The 23,510-nt window shown below is 72.3% G+C and carries 20 protein-coding genes and 1 tRNA gene; 4 read left to right on the forward strand and 17 right to left on the reverse strand.

What is annotated here, in order from left to right:
- Positions 1 to 44: 44 nt before the first annotated feature.
- From OIE75_RS15485 to OIE75_RS15500, 4 genes are all read right to left on the reverse strand, one after another.
- Positions 45 to 890: a DMT family transporter gene (locus tag OIE75_RS15485; protein WP_307012900.1), complete on the reverse strand. Its 846-nt coding sequence runs from the start codon at positions 888 to 890 to the stop codon at positions 45 to 47.
- Positions 887 to 1,399 carry a YbaK/EbsC family protein gene (locus tag OIE75_RS15490; RefSeq protein ID WP_329471237.1) on the reverse strand — a complete coding sequence of 171 codons (513 nt, stop codon included), beginning with the start codon at positions 1,397 to 1,399 and terminating at the stop codon, positions 887 to 889. The genes OIE75_RS15485 and OIE75_RS15490 overlap by 4 nt, the downstream gene beginning before the upstream one ends.
- Before the next feature lie 152 nt (positions 1,400 to 1,551).
- Positions 1,552 to 3,804: an MMPL family transporter gene (locus tag OIE75_RS15495; protein ID WP_329471238.1), complete on the reverse strand. Its 2,253-nt coding sequence runs from the start codon at positions 3,802 to 3,804 to the stop codon at positions 1,552 to 1,554.
- A 113-nt stretch (positions 3,805 to 3,917) separates the two neighbouring features.
- Entirely contained in the window at positions 3,918 to 4,529 is a 612-nt protein-coding gene (locus OIE75_RS15500) for a TetR/AcrR family transcriptional regulator (protein WP_307012904.1), read from the reverse strand.
- A gap of 157 nt (positions 4,530 to 4,686) precedes the next feature.
- On the opposite strand from OIE75_RS15500, the gene OIE75_RS15505 reads away from it, so the two are divergent.
- Positions 4,687 to 8,148 (forward strand): S41 family peptidase, encoded by a 3,462-nt coding sequence (locus OIE75_RS15505; RefSeq protein WP_329471239.1) that lies wholly within the window; start codon positions 4,687 to 4,689, stop codon positions 8,146 to 8,148.
- A gap of 199 nt (positions 8,149 to 8,347) precedes the next feature.
- Here OIE75_RS15505 and OIE75_RS15510 read toward each other — a convergent pair whose 3' ends face one another.
- The 4 genes from OIE75_RS15510 to OIE75_RS15525 all read right to left on the reverse strand — a co-directional run bounded on the left by OIE75_RS15510 (position 8,348) and on the right by OIE75_RS15525 (position 11,985).
- Positions 8,348 to 8,533, reverse strand: coding sequence for a hypothetical protein (locus OIE75_RS15510; protein ID WP_307012906.1), 186 nt, complete (start codon positions 8,531 to 8,533; stop codon positions 8,348 to 8,350).
- Between the two features lie 88 nt (positions 8,534 to 8,621).
- A complete protein-coding gene (locus tag OIE75_RS15515) occupies positions 8,622 to 9,515 on the reverse strand; it encodes an SDR family oxidoreductase (RefSeq protein ID WP_329471240.1) in 894 nt (297 codons plus the stop codon).
- Positions 9,512 to 10,456 carry an alpha/beta fold hydrolase gene (locus tag OIE75_RS15520; RefSeq protein ID WP_307012909.1) on the reverse strand — a complete coding sequence of 315 codons (945 nt, stop codon included), beginning with the start codon at positions 10,454 to 10,456 and terminating at the stop codon, positions 9,512 to 9,514. The genes OIE75_RS15515 and OIE75_RS15520 overlap by 4 nt, the downstream gene beginning before the upstream one ends.
- Positions 10,453 to 11,985 (reverse strand): flavin-containing monooxygenase, encoded by a 1,533-nt coding sequence (locus tag OIE75_RS15525; RefSeq protein ID WP_329471241.1) that lies wholly within the window; start codon positions 11,983 to 11,985, stop codon positions 10,453 to 10,455. Before OIE75_RS15525 ends, OIE75_RS15520 begins: the two co-directional genes overlap by 4 nt.
- Before the next feature lie 142 nt (positions 11,986 to 12,127).
- On the opposite strand from OIE75_RS15525, the gene OIE75_RS15530 reads away from it, so the two are divergent.
- Positions 12,128 to 12,805: a MerR family transcriptional regulator gene (locus OIE75_RS15530; protein ID WP_329471242.1), complete on the forward strand. Its 678-nt coding sequence runs from the start codon at positions 12,128 to 12,130 to the stop codon at positions 12,803 to 12,805.
- Here OIE75_RS15530 and OIE75_RS15535 read toward each other — a convergent pair.
- Positions 12,793 to 13,596 carry an exodeoxyribonuclease III gene (locus tag OIE75_RS15535; protein WP_329471243.1) on the reverse strand — a complete coding sequence of 268 codons (804 nt, stop codon included), beginning with the start codon at positions 13,594 to 13,596 and terminating at the stop codon, positions 12,793 to 12,795. The two genes, OIE75_RS15530 and OIE75_RS15535, sit on opposite strands and share 13 nt — an antisense overlap.
- A 69-nt stretch (positions 13,597 to 13,665) precedes the next feature.
- Between OIE75_RS15535 and OIE75_RS15540 the strand changes: the two genes are divergently transcribed.
- Positions 13,666 to 14,151, forward strand: a complete 486-nt coding sequence (locus tag OIE75_RS15540) for a GNAT family N-acetyltransferase (RefSeq protein ID WP_307012914.1) — start codon at positions 13,666 to 13,668, stop codon at positions 14,149 to 14,151.
- Positions 14,152 to 14,338: 187 nt separating this feature from the next.
- Here the strand turns inward: OIE75_RS15540 and OIE75_RS15545 are convergent.
- The 7 genes from OIE75_RS15545 to galU form a co-directional block, all read right to left on the reverse strand.
- A tRNA-Ala gene (locus OIE75_RS15545) sits at positions 14,339 to 14,412 on the reverse strand.
- 96 nt (positions 14,413 to 14,508) lie between these two features.
- Positions 14,509 to 15,759, reverse strand: a complete 1,251-nt coding sequence (gene sepX, locus OIE75_RS15550; protein ID WP_329471244.1) for a divisome protein SepX/GlpR — start codon at positions 15,757 to 15,759, stop codon at positions 14,509 to 14,511.
- 172 nt (positions 15,760 to 15,931) lie between these two features.
- Positions 15,932 to 16,567 (reverse strand): GNAT family N-acetyltransferase, encoded by a 636-nt coding sequence (locus OIE75_RS15555; RefSeq protein WP_185832196.1) that lies wholly within the window; start codon positions 16,565 to 16,567, stop codon positions 15,932 to 15,934.
- Positions 16,564 to 17,103, reverse strand: a complete 540-nt coding sequence (locus tag OIE75_RS15560; protein WP_329471245.1) for a MogA/MoaB family molybdenum cofactor biosynthesis protein — start codon at positions 17,101 to 17,103, stop codon at positions 16,564 to 16,566. Before OIE75_RS15560 ends, OIE75_RS15555 begins: the two co-directional genes overlap by 4 nt.
- Entirely contained in the window at positions 17,100 to 17,612 is a 513-nt protein-coding gene (moaC, locus tag OIE75_RS15565; RefSeq protein WP_161332004.1) for a cyclic pyranopterin monophosphate synthase MoaC, read from the reverse strand. The genes OIE75_RS15560 and moaC overlap by 4 nt, the downstream gene beginning before the upstream one ends.
- An 86-nt stretch (positions 17,613 to 17,698) precedes the next feature.
- Positions 17,699 to 19,045 carry a molybdotransferase-like divisome protein Glp gene (gene glp, locus OIE75_RS15570; protein ID WP_393565502.1) on the reverse strand — a complete coding sequence of 449 codons (1,347 nt, stop codon included), beginning with the start codon at positions 19,043 to 19,045 and terminating at the stop codon, positions 17,699 to 17,701.
- 5 nt (positions 19,046 to 19,050) lie between these two features.
- A complete protein-coding gene (galU, locus tag OIE75_RS15575; RefSeq protein WP_307012918.1) occupies positions 19,051 to 19,953 on the reverse strand; it encodes a UTP--glucose-1-phosphate uridylyltransferase GalU in 903 nt (300 codons plus the stop codon).
- 93 nt (positions 19,954 to 20,046) lie between these two features.
- Between galU and OIE75_RS15580 the strand changes: the two genes are divergently transcribed.
- Positions 20,047 to 20,661, forward strand: coding sequence for a 5-formyltetrahydrofolate cyclo-ligase (locus OIE75_RS15580; RefSeq protein ID WP_329471246.1), 615 nt, complete (start codon positions 20,047 to 20,049; stop codon positions 20,659 to 20,661).
- A 35-nt stretch (positions 20,662 to 20,696) separates the two neighbouring features.
- Here OIE75_RS15580 and OIE75_RS15585 read toward each other — a convergent pair whose 3' ends face one another.
- The gene (locus tag OIE75_RS15585) at positions 20,697 to 23,468 is read right to left on the reverse strand and encodes a penicillin acylase family protein (RefSeq protein WP_329471247.1); all 2,772 of its coding nucleotides are present in this window, start codon (positions 23,466 to 23,468) and stop codon (positions 20,697 to 20,699) included.
- Positions 23,469 to 23,510 lie beyond the last annotated feature (42 nt).

Raw genomic sequence — 23,510 nt, forward strand, 5'->3', positions numbered from 1 at the left:
TGCCGGCCGCTCCGGCTCATCGCGCGTGACGCGTGCGGTGCGGCTCATCCCGTGTGCAGCATCAGCCCGATCCCGACGACCAGGAGCCCCGCGGCCGCGATCCGGGGCGCCCCGAACCGCTCCTTGAAGAAGAGGGCCCCGATCGCCGCGCCGACCAGGATCGAGGACTCGCGCAGGGCGGCGATCGGCGCGAGTTCGGCGCGTGTCTGCGCCCACAGGACGAGTGCGTAGGCGCCGACGGAGAGCACCGCGCCGAGCAGTCCCAGTCCGGCCCGGGGCCGCAGCAGCGCCCAGGCACCGGCGCGGTGTCGGTAGAGGAAGTAGGCCGGGAGGACCGTCCCCTGCACCGCCATCAGCCAGGCGATGTACCCGAGGGAGGACCCGGAGGCGCGGACGCCGAGCCCGTCGACCACCGTGTACGCCGCGATGCTCACGCCGGTGGCGAGGGCCGCGCCGATCGCCGCCCAGTCGGGCCGGCGTCCGCGCAGCCCCCACAGGGCGACGCCGGTCAGGCCGGCGCAGGCCAGCAGGACCCCGGCGGTCGCCCAGCGGTCCGGCACCTCGTGAACGAGGACGGCGGCACCCACGGTGACCAGCAGGGGCGCGCTGCCGCGGGCGATCGGGTAGGCCTGGCCGAAGTCGCCCAGCCGGAAGGACCGCATCAGCAGGGCGTAGTAGGCGATGTGGAGAACGGCGGAGACCAGGAGGTACGGCCAGGCCGCGGCCCTCGGGAACGCCGTGAACGGCAGCAGCGCGAGGCCGATGAGCATCCCGCCGCCGGATATCAGCGCGAAGCCGGTGAGCTTGTCCGTGATCCGGTGGGCGATCGCGTTCCAGCTTGCGTGCGTGACGGCGGCGAGCAGGACGGCGCCGGTGACCAGAGGGGTCACGCGGAGCGCTCGCGCACGTCCACGAGGGTGGCGCCGGCGGTGGTGACGAGGTCCTTGGGCGCCATCGGGAACACGGCGTAGGGGGTTCCGGCGGCGGCCCAGACGACCTCGTGGGCGAGGAGCGAACGGTCGGCGAGGACGCGGGTCGGGTTGCGGTGCCCGAAGGGCGGGACGCCGCCGATCGCGTATCCGGTGGTCTCCCGTACGGCGTCGGCCCTGGCCCGGGTGACCTTCTCCGCGCCGAGTTCCTCCCGGACGCGCTCCAGGTCGACGCGGGAGGCGCCGTCCATGAGGACCAGGACGGGCACGCCGTCGGCGGCGAAGATGAGGGACTTGCAGATCTGGCTCAGCTCGCACCCGATCGCGGCGGCGGCCTCGGTGGCGGTACGCGCGGCCTCGGGGAAGCGCCGGGCCTGAGCGGCCAGATCGCCGAGGCCGAGTCCGTTCAGGGCCTCGGCGAAGCGGGGGTGGGCGGCGGAGTCTTCGGAGGCGTCGTCGGTGGTGGTCATGGACGGCACGGTAGCGGTGCGTGCAGCCGGCAGGCGACCTGGTTCCGCGGCGCCCGGGCGGGCCCCGGTACGGAGGAAGCCGGTGAGGGCAGCCCCGTCCCCACGGAGCCCTCACCGGCTGGTTTCGATGTCCTCCTGTCAGAGGTGGCGGATCAGGTGCGCACCAGTTCCCGGTCCTCGTCGGGGTCGGAGCCCCGCTCGTCGGCCGTGCGCAGTCCCTCGCCCTCCACGTCCACGTTGGGCAGGGCGCGGTCCAGCCACTTCGGCAGCCACCATGCCTTCTTGCCGAGCAGCGCGAGCACCGCCGGGACGAGGGCCATGCGGACGACGAAGGCGTCGAAGAAGACGGCGACCGCCAGGCCGAAGCCGATCATCTTGACCATCGACTCGCTGGAGCCGATGAAGCCCGCGAAGACCGCCATCATGATGACCGCGGCGGCGGTGACGACCCTGGCTCCGTGCTTGAAGCCGGTGACGACCGCCTGGCTGGGCTTCTCCCCGTGGACGTACGCCTCACGCATGCGGGTGACCAGGAAGACCTCGTAGTCCATGGCCAGGCCGAAGACCACGCCGACCATGAAGATCGGCATCATCGACATGACCGGGCCGGTCTCCTCGACGCCCATCAGGCCGGACAGCCAGCCCCACTGGAAGACCGCGACGACCGCGCCGAGCGCCGCCATGACGGAGAGCAGGAAGCCGAGCGCCGCCTTCAGCGGGACCAGGATCGAGCGGAACACCACGATCAGCAGGAGGAAGGCCAGGCCGACGACGAGGACCAGGTACGGCAGCAGCGCGTCGTTCAGTTTCTCGCTGACGTCGATGTTCATCGCCGTCGAGCCGGTGACCAGGGTCTGCGCGCCGGTGTCCGCCTCGATGTCCCCGCCCGCGTCGCGGATGGCGTGCACCAGGTCCTCGGTCTGCACGGAGGACGGCTTGGAGTCCGGGATCACGCTGATCGTCGCCGTGTCGCCGCCCTTGTTGGGGGCGGGCGGGGTCACCGCCACGACACCGTCGAGGCCCTCGATCTCGTCGGATACCTGGGTGAAGGCGTCCTTCGGGGCGGCGCTGCCCTTGGCGTCGACCACGACCATCAGGGGACCGTTGAAGCCAGGTCCGAAGCCCTCGGAGAGCAGGTCGTAGGCGCGGCGCTGGGTCGTGGACGTCGGCTGGGAGCCGTCGTCGGGCAGGCCGAGTTCCAGGTCGGAGGCGGGGATCGCGGCGGCGCCGAGGCCGATCACGCCGAGGAGGAGGACGGCCAGGGGGCGGCGGACGACGAAGCTCGCCCAGCGGGTGCCCAGGTTGGCCTTGGCCGGTTCGGCCTCGTCCTTCCGCTCGTCTTTCTGTTCACCCCTCCGTGCGCCGCGGCCGCGGCCCAGGAGCCCGCCCTTCACGCCGGCCGGCTTGACGCGGCGTCCGGCGTAGCCGAGCAGTGCGGGGATCATCGTCAGGGCGATCAGGACCGCGATGGCTACGGTGCCGGCCGCCGCGACGCCCATCTTGGTGAGCATCGGGATGTTGACGACCGCCAGGCCCACCAGGGCGATGACGACGGTGAGGCCGGCGAAGACGACCGCGGAGCCCGCGGTGCCGACCGCCCGGCCCGCCGCGTCCTCGCGCTCACGCCCCTCGGCGAGTTCGGCGCGGTAGCGGGAGACGATGAACAGGGCGTAGTCGATGCCGACCGCGAGGCCGATCATCATGGCCAGGATGGAGGTGGTCGAGCCCAGCTCCAGCGCGCCGGCCAGCGCGGTGATCGAGGAGACGCCGATGCCCACGCCGATCAGGGCGGTGAGCAGGGGCAGCCCGGCCGCGACCAGCGAGCCGAAGGTGATGACCAGGACGACCGCGGCGACCGCGATGCCGATGATCTCGGTGGCGCCGGTCTCCGGTACGGCCTGGAGCGCGTCGCCGCCGACCTCGACGGTCAGCCCGGACTCCCGCGCCTGCTCGGCGGCGTCCTCCAGGGCGTGCTTGGTCGACTCCTCCAGCTCCATGCCGGAGACGTCGTAGCGCACCGACGCGTAGGCGACGGTGCCGTCCTTGCTGACGGCGTTGCCGGTGTACGGGTCGGCGACCGAGGCGACCTCGGAGCCGTCCGCCAGTTCGTCGACGGTCTTCTCGACCGTCGCCTTGTTCCCGGCGTCCGTCATCTTCTCGCCGGACGGTGCCTTGAAGACGACGCGGGCCGTCGCCCCGTCGGCGCTCTGGCCGGGGAAGCGCTGTTCCAGCAGGTCGAAGGCCTTCTGGGCCTCGGTTCCGGGGATGGAGAAGGACGTGGTGCCGGCGGGCGGGGCGCTGGCCGCGCCGACGCCGGCGAGCGTCAGCAGGGCCACCCAGATCAGGGCGACGAAGTGCCGTCGGCGGAAGGCGAGCCGGCCGAGTTTGTAGAGGAACGTGGCCACGGGGGCGTACTCCCGGTCAGGTCGTGGGAACTTCGGGGCAGGGGTGATCGGCCCGACGACGTGAGCGGTGACGTCAGATGGGGCTCAGCAGGGGGTCGCAGCCGGGGGTTCGGCTACCGGGACGTGTCAGTGGTGGAGACGCCGAGTGCGGGGAGGATCACGGCGTCGATGTAGGAGGCGAGGAAGTCCCGGGTCGGCGGCTGGTCGTCCAGCAGCGTGCGGGTGGCGAAGCCGCCCACCATCATGTGGACGAGGAAGTCCAGGGCCGGACAGTCCGGTCTTATCTCGCCGCGGTCGACGGCGCGTTGCAGCACCCGCCGGAACTCCGCCATCTCGGGCTCGACCAGCTGGTCGCGGAACGCCTGTCGCAGGTCCGGGTTCTGGTGCAGCGCCATGGCGACACCGCGCATCAGCGCGGAGTTCTGTTCCATGGTGCAGTCGTCCTCGCGGGCCATCACGGCGTGCAGGTCGCCGCGGAGCGAGCCGGTGTCGACGTCGCCGATCTCACCGGGCTTGTTGTGCCGGATGGCCTTGACGACCAGCTCGGCCTTGCCGCCCCACTGGCGGTAGAGCGTCGCCTTGCTGGACCGCGTACGGGACGCGACGGCGTCCATGGTCAGAGCGTCGTACCCGACTTCCCGGAGCAGGTCGAGCACGGCCTCGTACAGCTCGGCCTCGCGCTCGGGAGTGATCCGACTGCGACGCGCGGTGGTTGCCCCGGTCATCTCGCTCACTCCTCTCCAGTCCACTCTGTCAGAACGACACCGTTTCGTACACGACGAATGTACCCCGGCCACTAGCGAAACGAAACGGTTTCGTTCGTGTTCTGGGTCACGGTTGTCGGCTCGCCATAAGTTGCCGGTACCCGGAGCCCGGAAAAGCATGGGGTGGGTGAGTTATCTGCGCCTTCCGCACCTCAGTGGCGACCAGCTCTGCTTCGTGGCAGAGGACGACCTCTGGCTCGCGTCCCTCGACGGTCCGGGCCGCGCCTGGCGGCTCACCGTCGACCGCACCAAGTTGGGCCACCCGCGCTTCTCGCCCGACGGCCGGCACATCGCGTACACCAGCTGGCGCAGCCTGGTGCCGGAGGTCCACCTGGTGCCGGTGGACGGCGGCCCCGGCCGGCAGCTCACCCACTGGGGCGGCTTCGACACCCGGGTCTGCGGCTGGTCGCCGCCCGATCCCGACGGCACCACCGCCGTCCTCGCCGTCGCCTCGCACGGCGAGCCCTTCTCCCACCTCACCTGGGCCTACAAGGTCGGCCCCGACGGCGACCCCGGCCGCAAACTGCCCTGGGGCCCGGTCACCGACATCCAGGCCGCCGACCTCGACGGGGAACGCCGGACCCTGCTGCTCACCGGCACCCCGCCGCACGAACCCGCCGCCTGGAAGCGCTACCGGGGCGGTGCCACCGGCAGGCTCTGGCTGCACGGGGAGCGGCTCCTGCCCGACCTCGGCGGACACCTGGCCGCCCCCATGTTCGTCGGCGACCGGATCGCCTTCCTCTCCGACCACGAGGGCGTCGGCAACCTCTACTCCTGCGCCCACGACGGCACCGGCCTGCGCCGCCACACCGACCACGACGCGTTCTACGCCCGCAACGCCGCGAGCGACGGGACCCGGGTGGTGTACCAGTGCGCGGGCGACCTGTGGATCGTGGACGACCTCGCGTCCGGGTCGGTGCCGCGCCGGCTCGACGTGCGCCTCAGCGGGCCGCGCGCGGGACGGCGTACGTACCAGGTGCCCGCCGCCCAGAACGTGGGCGGCATCTCCGTCGACGAGACGGGCCGCGCGAGCGCCGTCGTCGTCCGGGGCAGCCTGTACTGGCTCACCCACCGCGACGGCCCCGCCCGCACCCTCGCCGACACCCCGGGCGTACGGGTGCGGCTGCCGGAGATGCTCGGCGAGAGCGGCCGGATCGCGTACGTGACGGACGCGGCGGGCGAGGACGCCGTGGAGATCGCCCACCTGCCCCGGGCATCCGGGGGCCGTGCGGCGCGGCGGGCGGCCACCGGAGGGCTCGGCCGGATCCTGGAGCTGGCCTCGGACCCCGCGGGCGACCGCCTCGCCGTCGCCTCTCACGACGGCCGGCTGCTGCTGCTCGACGTCGCGGAGGAGGACGCCGGAGCCGCGGAGGAGCTGGAGGGGGAGGGCACGGGGAGCCCGGCGGAGGACGCTGCGCCGGGGGGAGCCGACCGCCCGGCGGGGGGCCCGCGGGCCGACGGTCCGGTCGCGGCCGACGGCCCGGCAGGAGCCGGCGCCCCGGAGAGCGGTGCCGGCCCGGTGGAGGACGCCTACAGCACCGGTACCGCCGGAAGCTCCGTCACCGAGCTGATCCGGTCCGTCAACGGACCCGTGACCGACCTCGCCTTCTCCCCCGACGGGACCTGGCTCACCTGGTCCCACCCGGGCATCGGACGCTCGCTGCGCCAGATCAAGATGGCCCGGATCAACGGGCAGAACGGGCACGACCCGCTCGTCGTCGACGTGACCGACGGACGCTTCGAGGACGAGAACCCCGTCTTCACCCGGGACGGCCGCTACCTCGCCTTCCTCTCCTGGCGCGGCTTCGACCCGGTGTACGACGTGCACACCGGCGACCTCTCCTTCCCGCTGGGCTGCCGCCCCTACCTGGTCCCCCTGTCCTCCGCGACCCCCTCCCCCTTCGCCCTCAACCCCGAGGGCCGCCCCGCCGCCGGCGGTCTGGACCCCCTGGAGGACGAACCCGGCGAGGGCGGCGCCGTCACCGTCGAGGTCGAGGGCCTGGCGAGCCGGGTGACCCCCTTCCCGGTCGCCGCCTCCAAGTACTCGGCGCTGCAACCGGTCGCCGGGGGCGGCCTGGTCTGGCTGCGCTGGCCGATCTCGGGCGCGCTCGGCGAGACCTTCGCCAACCCGGCCGATCCCAGCGAGCGGCCCACCCTGGAGCACTTCGGCCTGGCCAAGGCGAAGAAGTCCGAACTGGTCGACCACCTCGACTGGTTCCGGGTCAGCGGCGACGGCACCCGCCTGGTCGTGCTCGACGAGGGCGACCTGCGCGCGGTGCCCGCCACCGAGGCCGGCGACGGCGATTCGACCACCTGGATCGACCTCCGCCGCATCCTGCACGTGGTCGACCCGCCCGCCGAGTGGCGCCAGGCCTACGACGAGGCGGGCCGCCTGATCCGCGCCTACTTCTGGGACCCCGGCATGTGCGGCATCGACTGGGACGCCGTCCTCGGCCAGTACCGTCCGCTGGTCGAACGGGTCGCCTCTCCGGACGAGTTCGCCGACCTGCTGCGCGAGGTGCTCGGCGAACTCGGCACCTCCCACGCCTACGTCGCCGCCGCCCGGCGCAACGAGGGCCCGGCGCACTACCAGCGCTGGCAGGGCCTGCTCGGAGCCAACTTCGTCTGCCGGGAGGGCCACTGGGTGGTCAAGCGCATCCTGCCCGGCGACTCCTCCGACTCCAAGGCCCGCTCCCCGCTGGCCGGCACGGGCATCCGCGAGGGGGCCGTACTGACCCACGTGGACGGCCGCCCGGTGGACCCGGCGGCGGGCCCGTATCCGCTGCTGGCGGGGGCTGGCGGTACGACGGTGGAGCTGACCTTCTCACCGGCCGAGGGCACCGGAGGACCGTCCCGGCGGGTCGCCGTCGTACCGCTGGTCGACGAACGTCCCCTGCGCTACCAGGACTGGGTCGCCAAACGCCGCGAGGTCGTCCGCGAGTTGAGCGGCGGGCGGTGCGGCTACCTGCACATCCCGGACATGGGCGGCTCCGGCTGGGCCCAGTTCAACCGCGACCTGCGCATGGAGGTCTCCCGGCCCGCGCTGATCGTGGACGTGCGCGGCAACGCCGGCGGGCACATCAGCGAACTCGTCGTCGAGAAGCTCACCCGCACCATCCTGGGCTGGGACCTCACCCGCGACGCCCAGCCGGTGTCGTACGCCTCCAACGCGCCGCGCGGCCCGGTCGTCGCGGTCGCCGACGAGGCCACCTCCTCCGACGGCGACATGATCACCGCCGCGTTCAAGCTGCTGCGCATCGGTCCGGTCGTCGGGCAGCGCACCTGGGGCGGCGTGGTCGGCATGACCGGCCGGCACCGCCTCGGCGACGGCACGGTGATCACGGTGCCGATGAACGCGGCCTGGTTCGACGCGTACGGCTGGTCCGTGGAGAACTACGGCGTCGCCCCCGACGTCGAGGCGCTGCGCACCCCCCTGGACTGGGCCGAGGGCCGCTACCCGGTGCTGGACGAGGCGGTGCGGCTGGCGTTGGAGCTGCTGGAGACCAACCCGCCGGCGAAGCCCCCCGGTTACGTGGACGTACCGGACCGATCCCGTCCGCCGCTGCCGCCCCGGGAGTGAGAACCGGGGCCCGGCCACCGGGACATGGCCGCCGGGCACATGGCCACCGGGGGCATGGCCGCCGGGGCATGGCCGCCGGGGGCATGGCCACCGGGGGCATGGCCGCCGGGGCATGGCCACCGGGGGCATGGCCACCCGGGCATGAGAAAGGGCGCCTCCCGTACGACGGGGGGCGCCCCTTCACCTCAGCGGCGACGGATCAGGCGTTGTCGCGGTGCTGCTCGAAGCGGTCCTCCGCCTCCCGGCGACGCGAGGACGGGTCCATCTCGTCCTCGTCGCGACGGCGGTCGCGGTTCTGGGACTGGTCCTTCGCCTGCTCGGCCCGCTGCTTGCCCTGCTGCTGCATGCGCTCGGCCTTGTCCTGGAACTGGTCCTTCATACCCATGTGGGTTCACTCCTGTGGTGATCGGGCCCGACCGCTTCGGCCGGGCGCTCGATCAGATTCACACGAGCCGTGACCCTGCGCATGTCGATCACTTACGGACCGTAGTCGCCCCTGACCGGCCCTGTTCGTCGGCCGCTCCGCCCGCCCCGACCAGCCCCATGCGGACCCCGTTCAACCGGTCCCCGAACCGCCGCATCTCGCGCTGCCCGACGGTGCCGACGAGGGCTGGCAGGTAGCCGCGCATGCCCTGCATGCCGCGCAGCCACCACTGCCCGTAGACGTGCGCGGAACGGCGCTCGATGCCCTCCACCAGCCGGTCGACCGCCGGGCCCAGCGGGTAGGTCTTGTTCGACGGCCAGGGCAGCCGCTGCCGCAACTCGCGCATGACGTCGTCCTGGTCGGCGCCGCGCACCATGTCCGTGTCGGTCCACGAGAGGTAGCCGACGCCGACCTTCACACCCCGGTGCCCGACCTCGCCGCGCAGGCTGTGCGCGTACGCCTCCACACCGGACTTGGACGCGCAGTACGCGGACATCATCGGCGCGGGCGTGATCGCGGCCAGCGAGGCTATCTGGAGCAGGTAGCCACGGCTCTCCAGCAGCGCCGGCAGGAAGGCGCGGCCCGTCACGGCCGACCCGACCAGGTTGACCTCGATCACCCGCCGCCAGGACTCCGGGTCGGAGTCGACGAAGGGCCCGCCGCTGGCCACGCCCGCGTTGGCGACGACGATGTCGATCCGGCCGAAGCGCTCCTTGACCTCGGCCGCGACCCGGGCCATCGCCTCGTGGTCGGTCACGTCGGCGTGCCAGTGCTCGCTCTCGCTGTGCAGCCGGGCGGAGACCTGCTTGAGCGCGTCGGGCTCCAGCCCCACCAGCGCCACCTTCACGCCGCGCGCGGACAGCTTGCGGGCCAGCAGTTCCCCGACACCCCGCGCCGCTCCGGTGACGACGGCGACCCGCCCTTCCAGGCTCACCCTGCTCATGCGCTCTCCTCGGCGTGTACGGCACGCTCGCTGCGTGCGCTGGGTATGTGGGCGGCGGCGAGCGCCCGTATCTTCCCGGTGACCAGCTCCGGCGCCTCCACCGGCGTCATGTGGCCGAGCCCCTCCAGCTCGGTCAGGCCCACGCAGTTGGGCAGCGCGGCGGCCAGCGACCGGGCCTGCGCGGGCGGGGTCAGCCGGTCGGCGGTACCGACCACGACCTCCACCGGCATCCGCAACTCCCGTACGCCGTGGTCGAGATCGAGCAGGTCGAGCACCCGCGACCAGCCGTGACGGACCCGGCGCGGGCAGGCGTGCACGATGCGGGCACAGGCCTCGATCATGTCCGGGCCCGAACCGGGGCCCATCGTCCCGTACCTGAGGATCCGCCGGGCGAGGGGCGTGACCGGCCCGAGCGGCGCCCGGGAACCGAGGATCCGCCGGGTCAGCCAGGTGCGCACCCGGCCCTCCCCGAGCGGCACCACGGTGGCGGACGCCACCAGCCGTGAACTGCCCGTGCTGCACAGCAGGACGGCCGCCACGTGCTCGCGCACCGCGGACCTGGTCGCCGCGGCCATCACCGTCATCCCGCCCATCGAGTGCCCGGCGACCACCGCCCGTTCACCCGGCGCGAGCGTCGCCTCCAGGACGGCTTCCAGGTCGTCGGCGAGCGGCTCGGTGCCGTACGCCGGGTTCGCCGGGCTGCGGCCGTGACCGCGCTGGTCGTAGGCGATGACCCGGTGACCGGCGGCCAGTTCGCGGACCTGCGCCGCCCAGAAGGAGGTCGAGCAGCACCAGCCGTGCGCCAGCACCACCGCGGGCGCCCCCTCGGGGCCGTGCACCTCCACGTGGATCCGGGCGCCGTCGGCGGCGGTGACGGTCAGTTCACGGGCGGGGACGGGCGGGGCGTACCGACCGTCGGCGTCACGCAGCAGGCGGCTCACGCGCTCACCTCGGAGACCGGCTCGGCGCCGGCGGCGGGCCGGGCGGCGGGCGCGCGCAGCACGTCGTACTCCGCGAGGTCCACGCGCCGTGTCGCCCTCCGGAACTCGGCGGTCGTACCGGGCCAGACGGTGGTGTTGCGGCCGCTCGCGTCCAGGTACCAGCTGGTGCAGCCGCCGGTGTTCCACACGGTGCGCTTCATCCGCTCCTGCACCCGGTGGTTCCAGTTCCGCACGGCGGCCGGGCGGGCGTCGAGGGCGGTGCGGCCGCCGAGGACGTCGATCTGGCGCAGGTAGTCGGCCATGTAGTTCAGCTGGGACTCGATCATCAGGATCATGGACGAGTTCCCCAGGCCGGTGTTGGGCCCGATGACCGTCATGAAGTTGGGGAAGCCCGCCGCCGAGGCACCGCGCAGCGCCTCCATGCCGCCCTTCCAGGTCTCGGCGAGGGTCCGCCCGTCCGCGCCCACGACCCGCTCGGCGATGGGCATGTCGGTCACGTGGAAGCCGGTGCCGAAGATGATCACGTCGGCCTCGGCCTCGCTGCCGTCGGCGCCGACGAGGGTGGACCCGCGCACCTCGCTGAGTCCGGCGGCGACCACGTCGACATTGGGCTGGGCGAGCGCCGGGTAGTAGCTGCTCGACAGCAGGATCCGCTTGCAGCCGATGCGGTAGTCGGGGGTGAGTTTGGCGCGCAGCTCCGGGTCCTTGATCGCGGCGCCCATGTTGCGCTTGGCGATCCGCTCGATGAAGCCCAGCTCGTTGGGGTGCCTGGTGAACGCCTGCACCTGGAGTTCCCGGATGCCCCACAGCAGCCCGCGCCGCACCTTGGTGGTGGCGGGCACCGCCCGGTGCAGGGCGCGCTCGGCGCCGCTGATCGCCCGGTCCATGCGGGGCATCACCCAGGCCGGGGTGCGCTGGAAGAGGGTGAGACGGCCGGCCTTCGGCTGGACGGCCGGCACGATCTGGATGGCGGAGGCGCCGGTGCCGATCATGGCGACGCGCTTGCCGGTGAGGTCGTGGTCGTGGTCCCAGCGGGCGCAGTGGAAGACCTTGCCCGGGAAGGAGTCGAGACCCGGGATGTCCGGAACCTTGGGGTCGGACAGTGGCCCGGTCGCGGACACGACGACGTCGGCGGTGAGGTTCCCGCTCGCCGTCTCGATCTCCCACCGCAGCTGCTCGGTGTCCCACGCCATCCGCTTCACCTCCGAGTCGAAGCGGAGGTGGGGACGGAGCCCGAAGGTGTCGGTGACGTGCTCCAGGTAGGCGCGGATGTGCTCCTGCCCGGAGAAGGTGCGCGGCCACTCGGGGTTGGGCGCGAAGGAGAAGGAGTACAGGTGGGACGGCACGTCGCAGGCGCAGCCGGGATAACTGTTGTCGCGCCAGGTACCCCCGACGCTCCCCGCCCGCTCCAGCACGACGAAGTCCGTGATCCCTTCGCGCCGCAGCCGCACGGCGGCCCCGAGGCCACCGAAGCCCGACCCGATCACCGCCACCCGTACGTGTTCCTGAACCTGCTCGTGCTCGGCCATCCCGGAGCCTCCACGCTTAGCCTGGACCGTCTGGAACCATGCCAGTGAACACTGGCGCAATGGGAGAGTAGAACAGCTCCGTACTCATGGGTAGGGGTCGCGCGAAGGAAAGTTACCGGCGGTACGACTTAAGGTCGGTGACGTGACCGAGAAGCGTGAATACCGCATGGAGGAACTGGCCGGGCTGGCCGGCATCACGGTGCGCACCCTGCGCTTCTACCGCGAGCGCAAACTGATCCCGCCACCCCGCCGCGAGGGCCGCATAGCCTGGTACGACGACCACCACCTGGCCCGCCTGCGCACCATCGCGGCGCTCCTGGAACGCGGCCACACCCTCAACGGCATCGCGGAACTCGCCGACGCCTTCGACCACGGCCGCGACGTCGGCGACCTGCTCGGCCTCGGCGAGCCCACCGAGGAGACCCCGGTCCGCCTCACCCCCGAGGAACTCGCCGCCCGCTTCGAGGGCGAGGTCACCCCCGAGAACCTGGCCGCCGCGATGGACCTCGGCTACCTGGGCACCGACGGCGACGAACTCGTCCACATCAGCCACAGCCTGCTGGAGGTCTCCTCGGCCCTGGTCCGCGAGGGCATCCCGCTCGCCGAGGTCCTCCAGGCCGGCGCCCGCGTCCGCGAACACGCCGACGCCCTCGCCGAACTCTTCACCACCCTGATCCTCCGCCACGCCCCCGAACAGGACCTCCACCGCCTACGCCCCCTGGCCCGCAGCGTGGTGGAGGCGGAACTCTCCCTGGCCCTGGACCGACGGACCCGGAAGCGGGCGGGGCAGACCCGCCCGGCCGATACTCAGCGTTCGTAGACCACCGTGACCGGCGCGTGGTCGGACCAGCGCTCGGCATGCGTGGCGGCCCGCTCGACCTGCCCCTTGACCGCCTTGGCGGCCAACCCCGGGGTCGCCAGGTGGTAGTCGATTCTCCAACCTGAATCATTGTCAAAGGCCCGCCCCCGGTACGACCACCACGAGTACGGCCCCTCGACATCCGGGTGCAGTGCGCGCACGACGTCCACGTAGCCGCCCTCCGCCGGGTCGAGGACGCGGCTCAGCCAGTCCCGTTCCTCCGGCAGGAAGCCCGAGTTCCTCTTGTTCGCGCGCCAGTTCTTCAGGTCGGCCTCGCGGTGGGCGATGTTCCAGTCGCCGCAGACGACGACCTCGCGGCCCTCGGCGGCGGCGCGCTCGCGCAGTTCCTTGAGGTAGGCGAGGAACTCGCCCATGAAGCGGACCTTCTCGTCCTGGCGCTCGGTGCCGACCTCGCCGGACGGGAGGTAGAGGGAGGCGACCGTCACACCGGGCAGGTCGGCCTCGACGTAGCGGCCGCTGCCGTCGAACTCGGCCGAGCCGAAGCCGACACGGACGGCGTCGGGCTCGCGGCGGGTGTAGAGGGAGACGCCGGCCCGGCCCTTGGCGGCGGCCGGCGCGTGCGTGACGTGCCAGCCGTCGGGCGTACGGACGTGCTCGGGCAGCTGCTGGGGCTCGGCCCGTACCTCCTGGAGGCACAGCACGTCGGCGGTGGTGTCGGCGAGCCACTCCACGAAGCCCTTCTTCGCGGCGGCGCGCAGACCGTTCACATTCACGGAGGTCACGGTGAGCACCAGGGCACGATACCGGCACACTGGACGGTGCCCCGATCCCGGACCTCGCATTAATATACGGTAGGTAGCATGAACATTCGCCGGGTCGCCTTCGACCACCCCGACGCCGTCAAGCTCAACGACGAGGTCCAGGCCGAGTACGACATCCGCTACGGCGACGGCGGCGACGCCACGCACCTGGACGCGTCGGACTTCGCGCCGCCGAACGGCCTCTACCTGGTCGCGTACGACGAGAGCGGGGTCCCGGTCGCCTCGGGCGGCTGGCGCGGCCAGGACGCCAACGACGAGGGGAACCTCGACGGGGACGCCGAGCTGAAGCGGATGTTCGTCATAGAACAGGTGCGTGGCCGCGGGGTGGCCCGCCGCATCCTGGCCGCCCTGGAGGAGGACGCCCGCGCGGCGGGCCGGACCCGGATGGTGCTGGAGACGGGCACGAAGCAGCCGGAGGCAGTGGCTCTGTACCTGTCCAGCGGGTACGAGCCGTGCACGAAGTTCGGCTACTACCGCTTCCACGAGGACAGCCTCTGCTACGCGAAGGCTCTCCAGGCCCTCTAGGGCCTCGTCCCCTCGGCGCCCGTGCCGTTCAGCGCGACTCTGATGGCGGATCAGGTTGGTGTGACACCGCACACAGGGTCGCGCGGCGGACGATCACGGATCCGTCTCGGGCGCGGGCGGGCGGGCCGGGGAACGACGAAGGTCCCGTCCGGTCGTGATGACCGGGCGGGACCCTCGACAATGTGCGTGGACCTGTGGGGATTTGAACCCCAGACCCCCTCGATGCGAACGAGGTGCGCTACCAGACTGCGCCACAGGCCCTTGCAACGAGTGAAACTTTAGCACCCCGACCGGCCTGCTCAAAAATCCTTTCCGGGACCGCGGCGGGACGGCCCCGGACGGGTCCACCAGGCGCGTCTACTCGTTGGCGGCGCGGGGACGGCCGCCGTCGTCGTACTGGTCGAAGAGGGGTGTGCGGCCGCGCTCCCGGGCCCGGCGGGCCGAGGCGGCGCGGCGGGCGTCGCTGCGGGCCGGCGTCTCCGTGCGGTCCTCGGCGGGATCGGCGGGGCGGTCCGGCGCGGGGGCGGAGACCGCGTCCTCCTGTTCGGGGGTGACGGCGCTGGAGCGGGCCGAGCTCCAGGCGTCGGGTGCCGCGAGGTCCACGTCGGGCGTGGCGCGCGGGGCGACCGGTGCGGTGACGTAGGTGGGCAGGGGCACCGGCACCGGGTCCCAGCTGTCGCCGCGCGGGCGCCCGCGGGGTTCGCGCTGCTGGTCGACCCACTCGGCGTGGTCGGTCTGCTCGACCAGTGCCCGCCGGTCCGCGGCGAGCGCGGAGAGCCCGGCGTCGGCCTCCGTCTCGGGCCCTTCGTCCAGTTCCTCGGCGTCGGGGTCGCCGACGGCACCGACGGGGTCGGCGGGGGTGCGCCTCCCCGGTGGCCGGGGACCGCGGTCGCGCAGCCGCTGCGCGGCGACCTCGGCCTGGCGGCGGTCCATCTGGAAGGCGAACCGGCGGCGTTCCTGCGTGCGCAGGTGGGCGATGTAGGCGCTGAGCAGCAGTGCGGGCACGCCGGGCGCCCACAGGAAGGCGAGTCCGCCGACCGCCGCGACGACCGAGCCGAGCGTGAAGGCCAGGAACAGCATCACGGTGGTGCGGCGGCGGCGTGCGAGGACCTTGGTGCGCCGGGCACGGGCCGCGGCCTCGGCGGAGACGGGTGCGCGGCGGGCCTGCGGGACCCGCCCCCGGGCCGCTGCGGCGCCGGAGCCGGTGGTGCGGCCCGGGTGTTCCGGGGACGTGCCGGCTCTGGGGCCCTGCGCGGGTGCGCCCGGCTCCGGGCGCGCCTTCTCGGGCCGTTCCGCGGTGTGCTGCGGTGGGGTGGGCCGGGTGTGCCGTCGGGTCCGGGACACAGCGAAGGCCCGGACGTCCACCGAGTCGGTGACGGCGTCCGGGGCGTCGGCGTCGGGCTCCGCCTCGTCGGCGGGGCGCGACCGCAGGTCCTTGACGTACCGGCGCTCCATTCCCGCCCGTCCGGACAGCAGCCGGATGGCGGTGCTGAAGCGTTCCGTCGGACGGGCCTCGTTCAGCTCGTCCTGCCTACGGAGCCACATCGGCACCAAGTAGGCGGCCCAGGCCCCGACAATGACTGCGTAGATGAGGCCGCTGCTGCTCACGCCTCACACGGTAGAGGGGTTTCCGTGAGGCCATCCGCCAATTGGGCCGGTGTGTCGCACGATCTGGCTGATATTTCGAACTTTTCTTGTGATCGATGCGATCAGCAGACTGTCAGAGTCGCGAATTTCTCCGCTTCGGACGATCGCCAGTCGATCAATTTCGAACGTTTATTCAATTTCCGGTGTTCGGCGCACTCCGGTCCCGTGACCGGTGCCAGCGCCTCAGCAGACCCTCCGGCACCTCTTCCGCGGTGAGCGCGAAGACGAGATGGTCGCGCCACGCGCCGTCGATGTGGAGATAACGCGGCCTGCGGCCCTCCTCGCGGAATCCGAGTTTCTCCACCACCCGGCGGCTGGGCGCGTTCTCGGGGCGAATACAGACCTCGACGCGGTGCAGCCCGACGGTGCGGAAACAGTGGTCCACGGCCATCGCCACGGCCGTCGGCATCACGCCGCGCCCGGCCACCGACTCGTCCACCCAGTAGCCGACATGGCCGGAGCACATCGAGCCCCAGGTGATACCGGCCACCGTCAACTGCCCGGCCAGCCGCCCCTGGTACTCGATGACGAACGGCAGCATCCGCCCCGCGTTCGCCTCCGACCTCAGGTGCCGCACCATCTGCCGGTAGGTCGGCCGGTGCGCGAGCGGGCCGCCGGGGCCGGGGGGCGGGATGGTGGCCTCCCAGGGGCGCAGCCAGTCGCGGTTGCGCCGGTTGACCTCGCGCCAGGCCCGCTGGTCGCGCAGCCTGATCGGCCTCAGGACGATGTCGCCGTCCCTCAGCTCCGCGGGCCAGGATGGGCTGTTCAGCTCGCACCCCCTCCCGTGCCGAGTCTGGGGTGGTCGCCGCCCCGGAGCTGGTCGACGGCGTGGATCAGCAGCGGCTCCAGCACGGCGAGGCCGTCCTTCACCCCGCCGGAGGAGCCCGGCAGGTTGACGATCAGGGTGCCGCCCGCCACCCCGGCCAGGCCCCGGGAGAGCGCCGCGGTGGGCACCTTGTCCCGCCCGTACGCCCGGATCGCCTCCGCGATGCCGGGGATCTCGTGGCCGATCACCGCCCGGGTGGCCTCGGGGGTGCGGTCGGTGGGCGAGATGCCGGTGCCGCCGGTGGTGACGATCACGTCGTAGCCGGCCACGGCGCCCGCGCGCAGGGCGGCCTCGACGGGGTCGCCGTCCGGGACGACCTGCGGTCCGTCCACGGCGAAGCCGAACCGGCGCAGGCCGTCGGCGATCAGAGGGCCGCCCTTGTCCTCGTAGACCCCGGCGGCGGCCCGGTTGGAGGCGGTGACCACCAGGGCGCTGTACGGGGCGGCGAGGGCGCCCCCCGTCGACTCGTCCCGCGTCATGACCGGCTCCAGTCGCCCGACTTGCCGCCCGTCTTCTCCTCCACCCGCACGTCCGTGATGACCGCTCCCTTGTCTACCGCCTTGACCATGTCGATCACGGTGAGCGCGGCGACGGTGACCGCGGTGAGCGCCTCCATCTCGACGCCCGTGCGATCCGTCGTCTTCACCGTGGCGGTGATCTCCACGGCGTCGTCCGCGACCGACAGGTCCAGTTTCACACCGGAGACCGACAGCGGGTGGCACAACGGGATCAGGTCCGGGGTGCGTTTGGCGCCCATGATGCCCGCGATCCGCGCGGTGGCCAGGGCGTCGCCCTTGGGGACCCCCTCGCCGCGCAGCAGCTCCACCACGCGGGGGGCGACGAGGACGCGCCCGCTGGCGCGGGCGGTGCGGGCGGTGACGTCCTTGCCGGACACGTCGACCATCCGGGCGGCGCCCGCCTCGTCGATGTGTGTCAGCCGGCCTTGCGGGTCCCGTCCGCCGTTCGGGGTTCGGTCCTGCGTACTCATGCTTGTGTGGCGCTCCCGGTCCTGGCCCGGCGCGGTGCGGCGCGTGGGCCTGCTGTGCGCGACACGCTACCGGCAACCGGGCGGGGTCAGCCGAGCAGGACCACCTCGACGTCGGCGCCCGGCTCGACGGACTCGGTGTCCTCGGGGACGACGATCAGCGCGTCGGCGTGCGCGAGGGCGGCGATCAGGTGGGAGCCGGAGCCGCCGACCGGGGTGACCGAGCCGTCGGCGTAGGTGCCGCGCAGGAACTGGCGGCGGCCCTTGGGCGAGGTCAGCGCCTTCTTCGCGGCCAGGGTGGCGGTGACCGTCGGCCGGTGGACGTCGGGCAGGCCCATGAGGGTGCGGATCGCGGGGCGGACGAACAGCTCGAAGGAGACGTACGACGACACCGGGTTGCCGGGCAGGGCGAGCAGCGGGGTGTGGTCGGGGCCGATGGCGCCGAAGCCCTGGGGCTTGCCGGGCTGCATGGCGAGCTTGCGGAAGTCCACGCCGCTGCCCGGCTCGTCCTCGTCGCCGACGTGCGCCAGCGCCTCCTTGACCACGTCGTAGGCGCCGACGCTCACGCCGCCGGTGGTGACCATCAGGTCGGCCCGCACGAGCTGGTCCTCGATGGTGGCCCGCAGGGTCTCGGCGTCGTCGGCGACGGCGCCCACCCGGTAGGCGATGGCGCCGGCGTCCCGGGCGGCCGCGGTGAGGGCGAAGCTGTTGGAGTCGTAGATCTGACCGGAGGCCAGCTGCTCGTCGGGCTGGACGAGTTCGCTGCCGGTGGAGAGCACCACCACGCGCGGGCGCGGGCGGACCCGGACCTTGCCCCGGCCGATCGCGGCGAGCAGGCCGATCTGCGGCGGACCCAGGACGGTGCCCGCCTCCAGGGCGCGGTCGCCGGAGCGGACGTCGCTGCCCTTGGCGCGCACGTGGGCACGGGACTCGGCCGGCCGGTAGACGTGCACCTGTCCCTCGGCGCCCTCGGGGGCCAGGCTGCGGGCCCGCATGCCGGAGACCGGGCCCTCGCCGAGCCCGCCGTCGGTCCACTCCACGGGGACGACGGCCTCGGCGCCGGGCGGGAGCGGGGCGCCGGTCATGATGCGGGCGGCCTGGCCGGGGCCGACGGAGGGCGGGTCGGCCTGGCCGGCGGCGACGTCCCCGACGACCTCCAGGACGGCGGGGAACTCCTCGCTGGCGCCCGCGACGTCGGTGGCCCGCACCGCGTACCCGTCCATGGAGCTGTTGTCGAAGGGCGGCAGGGACAGCGGCACCGTGACGTCGTCGACCAGGACGCAGCCCTGGGCGTCGAGCAGGTTCAGCTCGATGGGCTCCAGGGGGCGGACGGTGGCGAGGACGTCGTCCAGGTGGTCCTGCACCGACCACAGCCGGTCCGGACCGGCGTCCGCGATGGCGTGGTCGTGTCCGGTGTCACGGGGCGCGCTGCTCAACGTCGTTACATCTCCTCGGCTACGTAACTGCGAAGCCAGGTCCGGAAGTCCGGGCCCAGGTCTTCACGTTCGCATGCGAGTCTGACAATGGCACGCAGATAGTCGCCCCGGTCACCGGTGTCGTAGCGGCGGCCCTTGAAGACGACGCCGTGCACGGGACCGCCGACCTTCTCGTCCGCGGCCAGCTGCTGGAGGGCGTCGGTGAGCTGGATCTCGCCGCCGCGGCCGGGCTCGGTCTTGCGGAGTATGTCGAAGATGCGGGGGTCGAGGACGTAGCGGCCGATGATGGCGTAGTTGGAGGGGGCGTCGGCCTCGTCGGGCTTCTCGACCAGCCCGGTGACCTTGACCACGTCGCCGTCGCCGGTCGGGGCCACGGAGGCGCAGCCGTAGAGGTGGATCTGTTCCGGCGCGACCTCCATGAGGGCGATCACGCTGCCGCCGTACTGCTCCTGGACGTCGATCATGCGCTGGAGGAGCGGGTCGCGCGGGTCGATCAGGTCGTCGCCGAGCAGGACCGCGAAGGGTTCGTGGCCGACGTGCGGGGCGGCGCACAGTACGGCGTGGCCGAGGCCCCTGGGGTCGCCCTGGCGGACGTAGTGCATCATCGCGAGGTCGCTGGACTCCTGGACCTTGGCGAGCCGTCCCGCGTCGCCCTTCTTCTGGAGGGCGGACTCCAGTTCGTAGTTGCGGTCGAAGTGGTCCTCCAGGGGGCGCTTGTTGCGGCCCGTGACCATGAGGACGTCGCCGAGGCCGGCGGCCACGGCCTCTTCGACCACGTACTGGATCGCCGGCTTGTCGACGACCGGCAGCATCTCCTTGGGAGTGGCTTTGGTGGCCGGCAGGAACCGGGTACCGAGCCCGGCTGCGGGGATGACAGCCTTGCTGATCCTGGGGTGGGACTGAGTCATGCGCGCCACCATATCCGGTGCCTATAGGGAGAATCTGTGACTCAGGATCATTGGCGCTCATATGAGCGCATTAGAGCGGTACGGGAGCGACCAATGCCACACACCGGCCCTGCGGACGAACCTGACAAGCGGACCTTGCGTCGGGAGATCCTCGCGGTGAGGAACACGTTGACGGCCGATGACGTGCGGGAATCGGGGGACGCGCTGGCCGCGCGGGCGCTCGGGATGCCGGAGGTCGAGGGGGCGCGCGCGGTGGCGGCGTACGTCTCCGTGGGCGCCGAGCCGGGCACCCTCGCGCTGCTGGACGCGCTGTGCGCGCGGGGCGTGCGCGTCCTGCTGCCCGCCCTGCTGCCGGACAACGACCTGGACTGGGGCGAGTACACCGGGACGGACTCCCTCGCGCGCGTGCGGCACGGCGGGCGGATGGACCTGTTCGAGCCCGCCGGTGCCCGCCTGGGGCCGGACGCGGTGACGGAGGCCGACGTGGTGCTGCTGCCGGGGGTCGCGGTGGACGGGCGGGGCCTCAGGCTGGGTCGCGGCGGCGGATCGTACGACCGGGTGCTCGCCCGCCTGGAGCGGTCGGGCGCGCGTCCCGCGCTGCTGGTGCTGCTGTACGACCGGGAGGTCGTCGCGCACGTCCCCGGCGAGCCGCACGACCGGCCGGTGGACGCGGTGGTGACGCCGTCGGGGGTGCGCAGGTTCCGCTGACGCCCGCGCGGGCCGTTCCCGCGCGGGCGGTGCCGTTACGGCTTGAGCACCAGGGTGTCGCTCGTGCTCTCGTCGACCGCCTTCTTGGAGAAGGCCCACGGCAGCAGTTCACCGTCGGCCCACTTGTCGGTCTGGTCGGTGTAGTGGGCGCTGTAGGCGTGTCCGGAGGCTCCGGTGAGGTTGATCCACCGGGACTTGTCGAGGTCGCCGAGGTTGACCACCATCCGCATGGACGGCACCCACACCACCCCGTAGCCGCCGGCCGCGTTCCAGCCGGCGGCGTTGACCGCGGCCTCGCCGCCGCTGAGCTTCCACGGGCCGCGGTTGAGGGCGTACTTCACGAAGCCGGGGCCCTCGGTGCCCAGGGTCTGGTTGTTCAGGAACAGGCGGTGCAGCCGGCCCCAGTTCCAGGTGTCGATGTCCTTGCCGAGCTTGGCGGTCAGCTCCCAGCGGGCGTCGATCATGGCCCTCTTGAACAGGTCGTCCCGGTTGTTCTCGGCACCGTCGCGGGCGCCGGAGTCGGGCGTGGTCCACCAGTCGCTCTTGGGGTTCTGCATCTGGGTGCGGACCACCTCGAACCAGCGGTCGCCGCCGTCCGGCTGGGCCTGGTCGGCGTCGCGCCGGCCGCACTCGCGCACCTTGTCGACCTCGTCCGCGGGCCCGGTGGTGTTGACCGGGTCGACCCACAGGCACTGGCCCTTGACCCGCAGCTCCTTGGGGAGCTTGTTGCCGAAGGCCAGCTTGAGGGTGTTGCGCCAGACGGCGTTGAAGTACGCGGCGGCGGCCGAGTCGGCGTCCTGGGTGTAGTCCCAGCCCTCCAGCAGCTTCTGCGCCTCGCGGACGTCCTTGTCGCCGACGTCGATCTTCAGCAGCTGGGGCACGAGCAGCTTGGCCATCTCGCTGCTGTTGTCCAGCTGCATCTGGCGCATGTCGTCGGTGGAGATCTTGCCGCCGTCCTTGATCTTCTGCTCGATCAGGGAGGTGATGCGCTGGCTGCGGGTGCCGTAACCCCAGTCCGTGGTCAGCGTGTACGGGTAGTCCTCACCGACGACGGCCTGGTTGGCGGTCACGATGTAGCCGCGCTCCGGGTCGTACTCGTAGGGCAGCTCGTCCTGGTCGATGTACTCGCCGGTCCAGCGGTACTTGGAGTTCCAGCCGGGGGCCGGGACGGAGCCGTCGTGGCCCTCGGCGCGCACCGGGATCTTGCCGGGCAGGGTGTAGCCGATGTGCTCGCTGTCGGCGTAGACCAGGTTCTGCGAGGGCACGTCGAAGAGGGTCGCGGCCTCGCGGAAGTCGTCCCAGTTCTCGGCCCGGTCGATCGCGAAGACGGAGTCCATCGTGTTGCCCGCGTCGAGCGCGGTCCAGCGCAGCGCGACGCCGTAGCCGTCGCCGCGGTCGGGGGCGGCGGTGTCGACGGTGGCCTTCTTGCCGGTCTGCACCAGTTCGCTGTCGCGGTCGGACAGGAGCGGACCGTTGTTGGTCTCGCGCACGACGATGGTCTTGGACTCACCGCCGGCGACCTTGATGGTCTCCCGCCGCGTCTGGAAGGGCACCACCTTGCCGTCGTACTGGTAGCCCTCGCCGGTGATCTTCTCCAGGTAGAGGTCGGTGACGTCGACGCCGGAGTTGGTCAGGCCCCAGGCGATCTGCTGGTTGTGGCCGATGACGACGCCGGGCATGCCCGCGAAGGTGTAGCCGGACACGTCGTACTGGCACTTCGCGGAGACGGTCCGGCAGTGCAGGCCCATCTGGTACCAGACGGACGGCAGGGACGGGGACAGGTGCGGGTCGTTGGCCAGCAGCGGCTGTCCGGTGATGGTGTGCTTGCCGGACACCACCCAGGAGTTGGATCCGATGCCGTTGCCGTTCACGCCGACGGCGGTGGGGAGGTCGTCCAGGACGTCCTGGAGGCCGGACAGCTGGCCTTCGAGGGCGTTGCCCGTGCCGGTGCCTGTGCCCGTTCCGGTGCCTGTGCCCGTTCCGGAGCCGGACGAAGAGTCGTCGCCCCCTGACGGGCCGCCGCCGTCGAACGTCTTGGTCAGCTCGTCGTACTGCCCCTCCTGGACGATCGCCTTGTTCCGGTCGTAGGGATACGCCGGGTACAGGTCGGCGATCTGCTTGGGGCCGAGGCGGCTGGTCATCAGGGCGCGGTCGACCTCGTCCTGCATGTTGCCGCGCAGGTCCCAGGCCATCGCCTTGAGCCAGGCCACCGAGTCGACCGGGGTCCACTCCTGCGGCTTGTAGTCGTTGGTGAAGCCGAGGGCGGCGTACTCCAGGGAGATGTCCTTGCCGTCCTTGCCCTTCAGGTAGGCGTTGACTCCCTTGGCGTACGCCTGGAGGTACTTCTTCGTGGAGTCCGACAGCTCCTCGTCGTACTCCTTCTTCGCCACCCGGTGCCAGCCCAGGGTGCGCAGGAACTCGTCGTTGTCGACCTGGCTCTTGCCGAACATCTCCGACAGGCGCCCGCCGGTCATGTGCCGGCGCACGTCCATCTCGTAGAACCGGTCCTGCGCCTGGACGTAGCCCTGCGCCATGAACAGGTCCTCGTCGGTGGAGGCGTAGATCTGCGGGATGCCGTAGCCGTCGCGCTTGACGTCGACCGGACCCGACAGTCCGTCCAGCGTTATAGAGCCCTTGGTCTGCGGGAAGGACGCGCGGACGGTGCTGATGGACCAGTACGCCCCGTAGGCGAGGCCGCCGATGATGGCCAGCACCAGCACGAGGACGAGCAGGCGCCCTTTGCGCCCCTTCTTCCTGCCGGACGTGCCGGGCTGCTGACCCGTGGAGGCGGTGGTGTTGGGGGGCATCGCTGTCCTTGCTGTCCTAACACGAGCGGCAGGGGCGGGCTG

The organism is Streptomyces sp. NBC_01723 (genome assembly GCF_036246005.1).
Classification (GTDB): Bacteria; Actinomycetota; Actinomycetes; order Streptomycetales; family Streptomycetaceae; genus Streptomyces.

What these genes read in the sequence shown, in the direction of transcription:
- OIE75_RS15500 (WP_307012904.1), bottom strand. Translation starts at nt 4,529, where the DNA reads ATGACCGGGGCAACCACCGCGCGTCGCAGTCGGATCACTCCCGAGCGC.
- OIE75_RS15560 (WP_329471245.1), bottom strand. Translation starts at nt 17,103, where the DNA reads ATGACGCGGGACGAGTCGACGGGGGGCGCCCTCGCCGCCCCGTACAGC.
- OIE75_RS15515 (WP_329471240.1), bottom strand. Translation starts at nt 9,515, where the DNA reads ATGAGCAGGGTGAGCCTGGAAGGGCGGGTCGCCGTCGTCACCGGAGCG.
- OIE75_RS15525 (WP_329471241.1), bottom strand. Translation starts at nt 11,985, where the DNA reads ATGGCCGAGCACGAGCAGGTTCAGGAACACGTACGGGTGGCGGTGATC.
- galU (WP_307012918.1), bottom strand. Translation starts at nt 19,953, where the DNA reads ATGACTCAGTCCCACCCCAGGATCAGCAAGGCTGTCATCCCCGCAGCC.
- OIE75_RS15540 (WP_307012914.1), top strand. Translation starts at nt 13,666, where the DNA reads ATGAACATTCGCCGGGTCGCCTTCGACCACCCCGACGCCGTCAAGCTC.
- OIE75_RS15510 (WP_307012906.1), bottom strand. Translation starts at nt 8,533, where the DNA reads ATGGGTATGAAGGACCAGTTCCAGGACAAGGCCGAGCGCATGCAGCAG.
- moaC (WP_161332004.1), bottom strand. Translation starts at nt 17,612, where the DNA reads ATGAGTACGCAGGACCGAACCCCGAACGGCGGACGGGACCCGCAAGGC.
- OIE75_RS15580 (WP_329471246.1), top strand. Translation starts at nt 20,047, where the DNA reads ATGCCACACACCGGCCCTGCGGACGAACCTGACAAGCGGACCTTGCGT.
- OIE75_RS15585 (WP_329471247.1), bottom strand. Translation starts at nt 23,468, where the DNA reads ATGCCCCCCAACACCACCGCCTCCACGGGTCAGCAGCCCGGCACGTCC.
- OIE75_RS15490 (WP_329471237.1), bottom strand. Translation starts at nt 1,399, where the DNA reads ATGACCACCACCGACGACGCCTCCGAAGACTCCGCCGCCCACCCCCGC.
- OIE75_RS15505 (WP_329471239.1), top strand. Translation starts at nt 4,687, where the DNA reads ATGGGGTGGGTGAGTTATCTGCGCCTTCCGCACCTCAGTGGCGACCAG.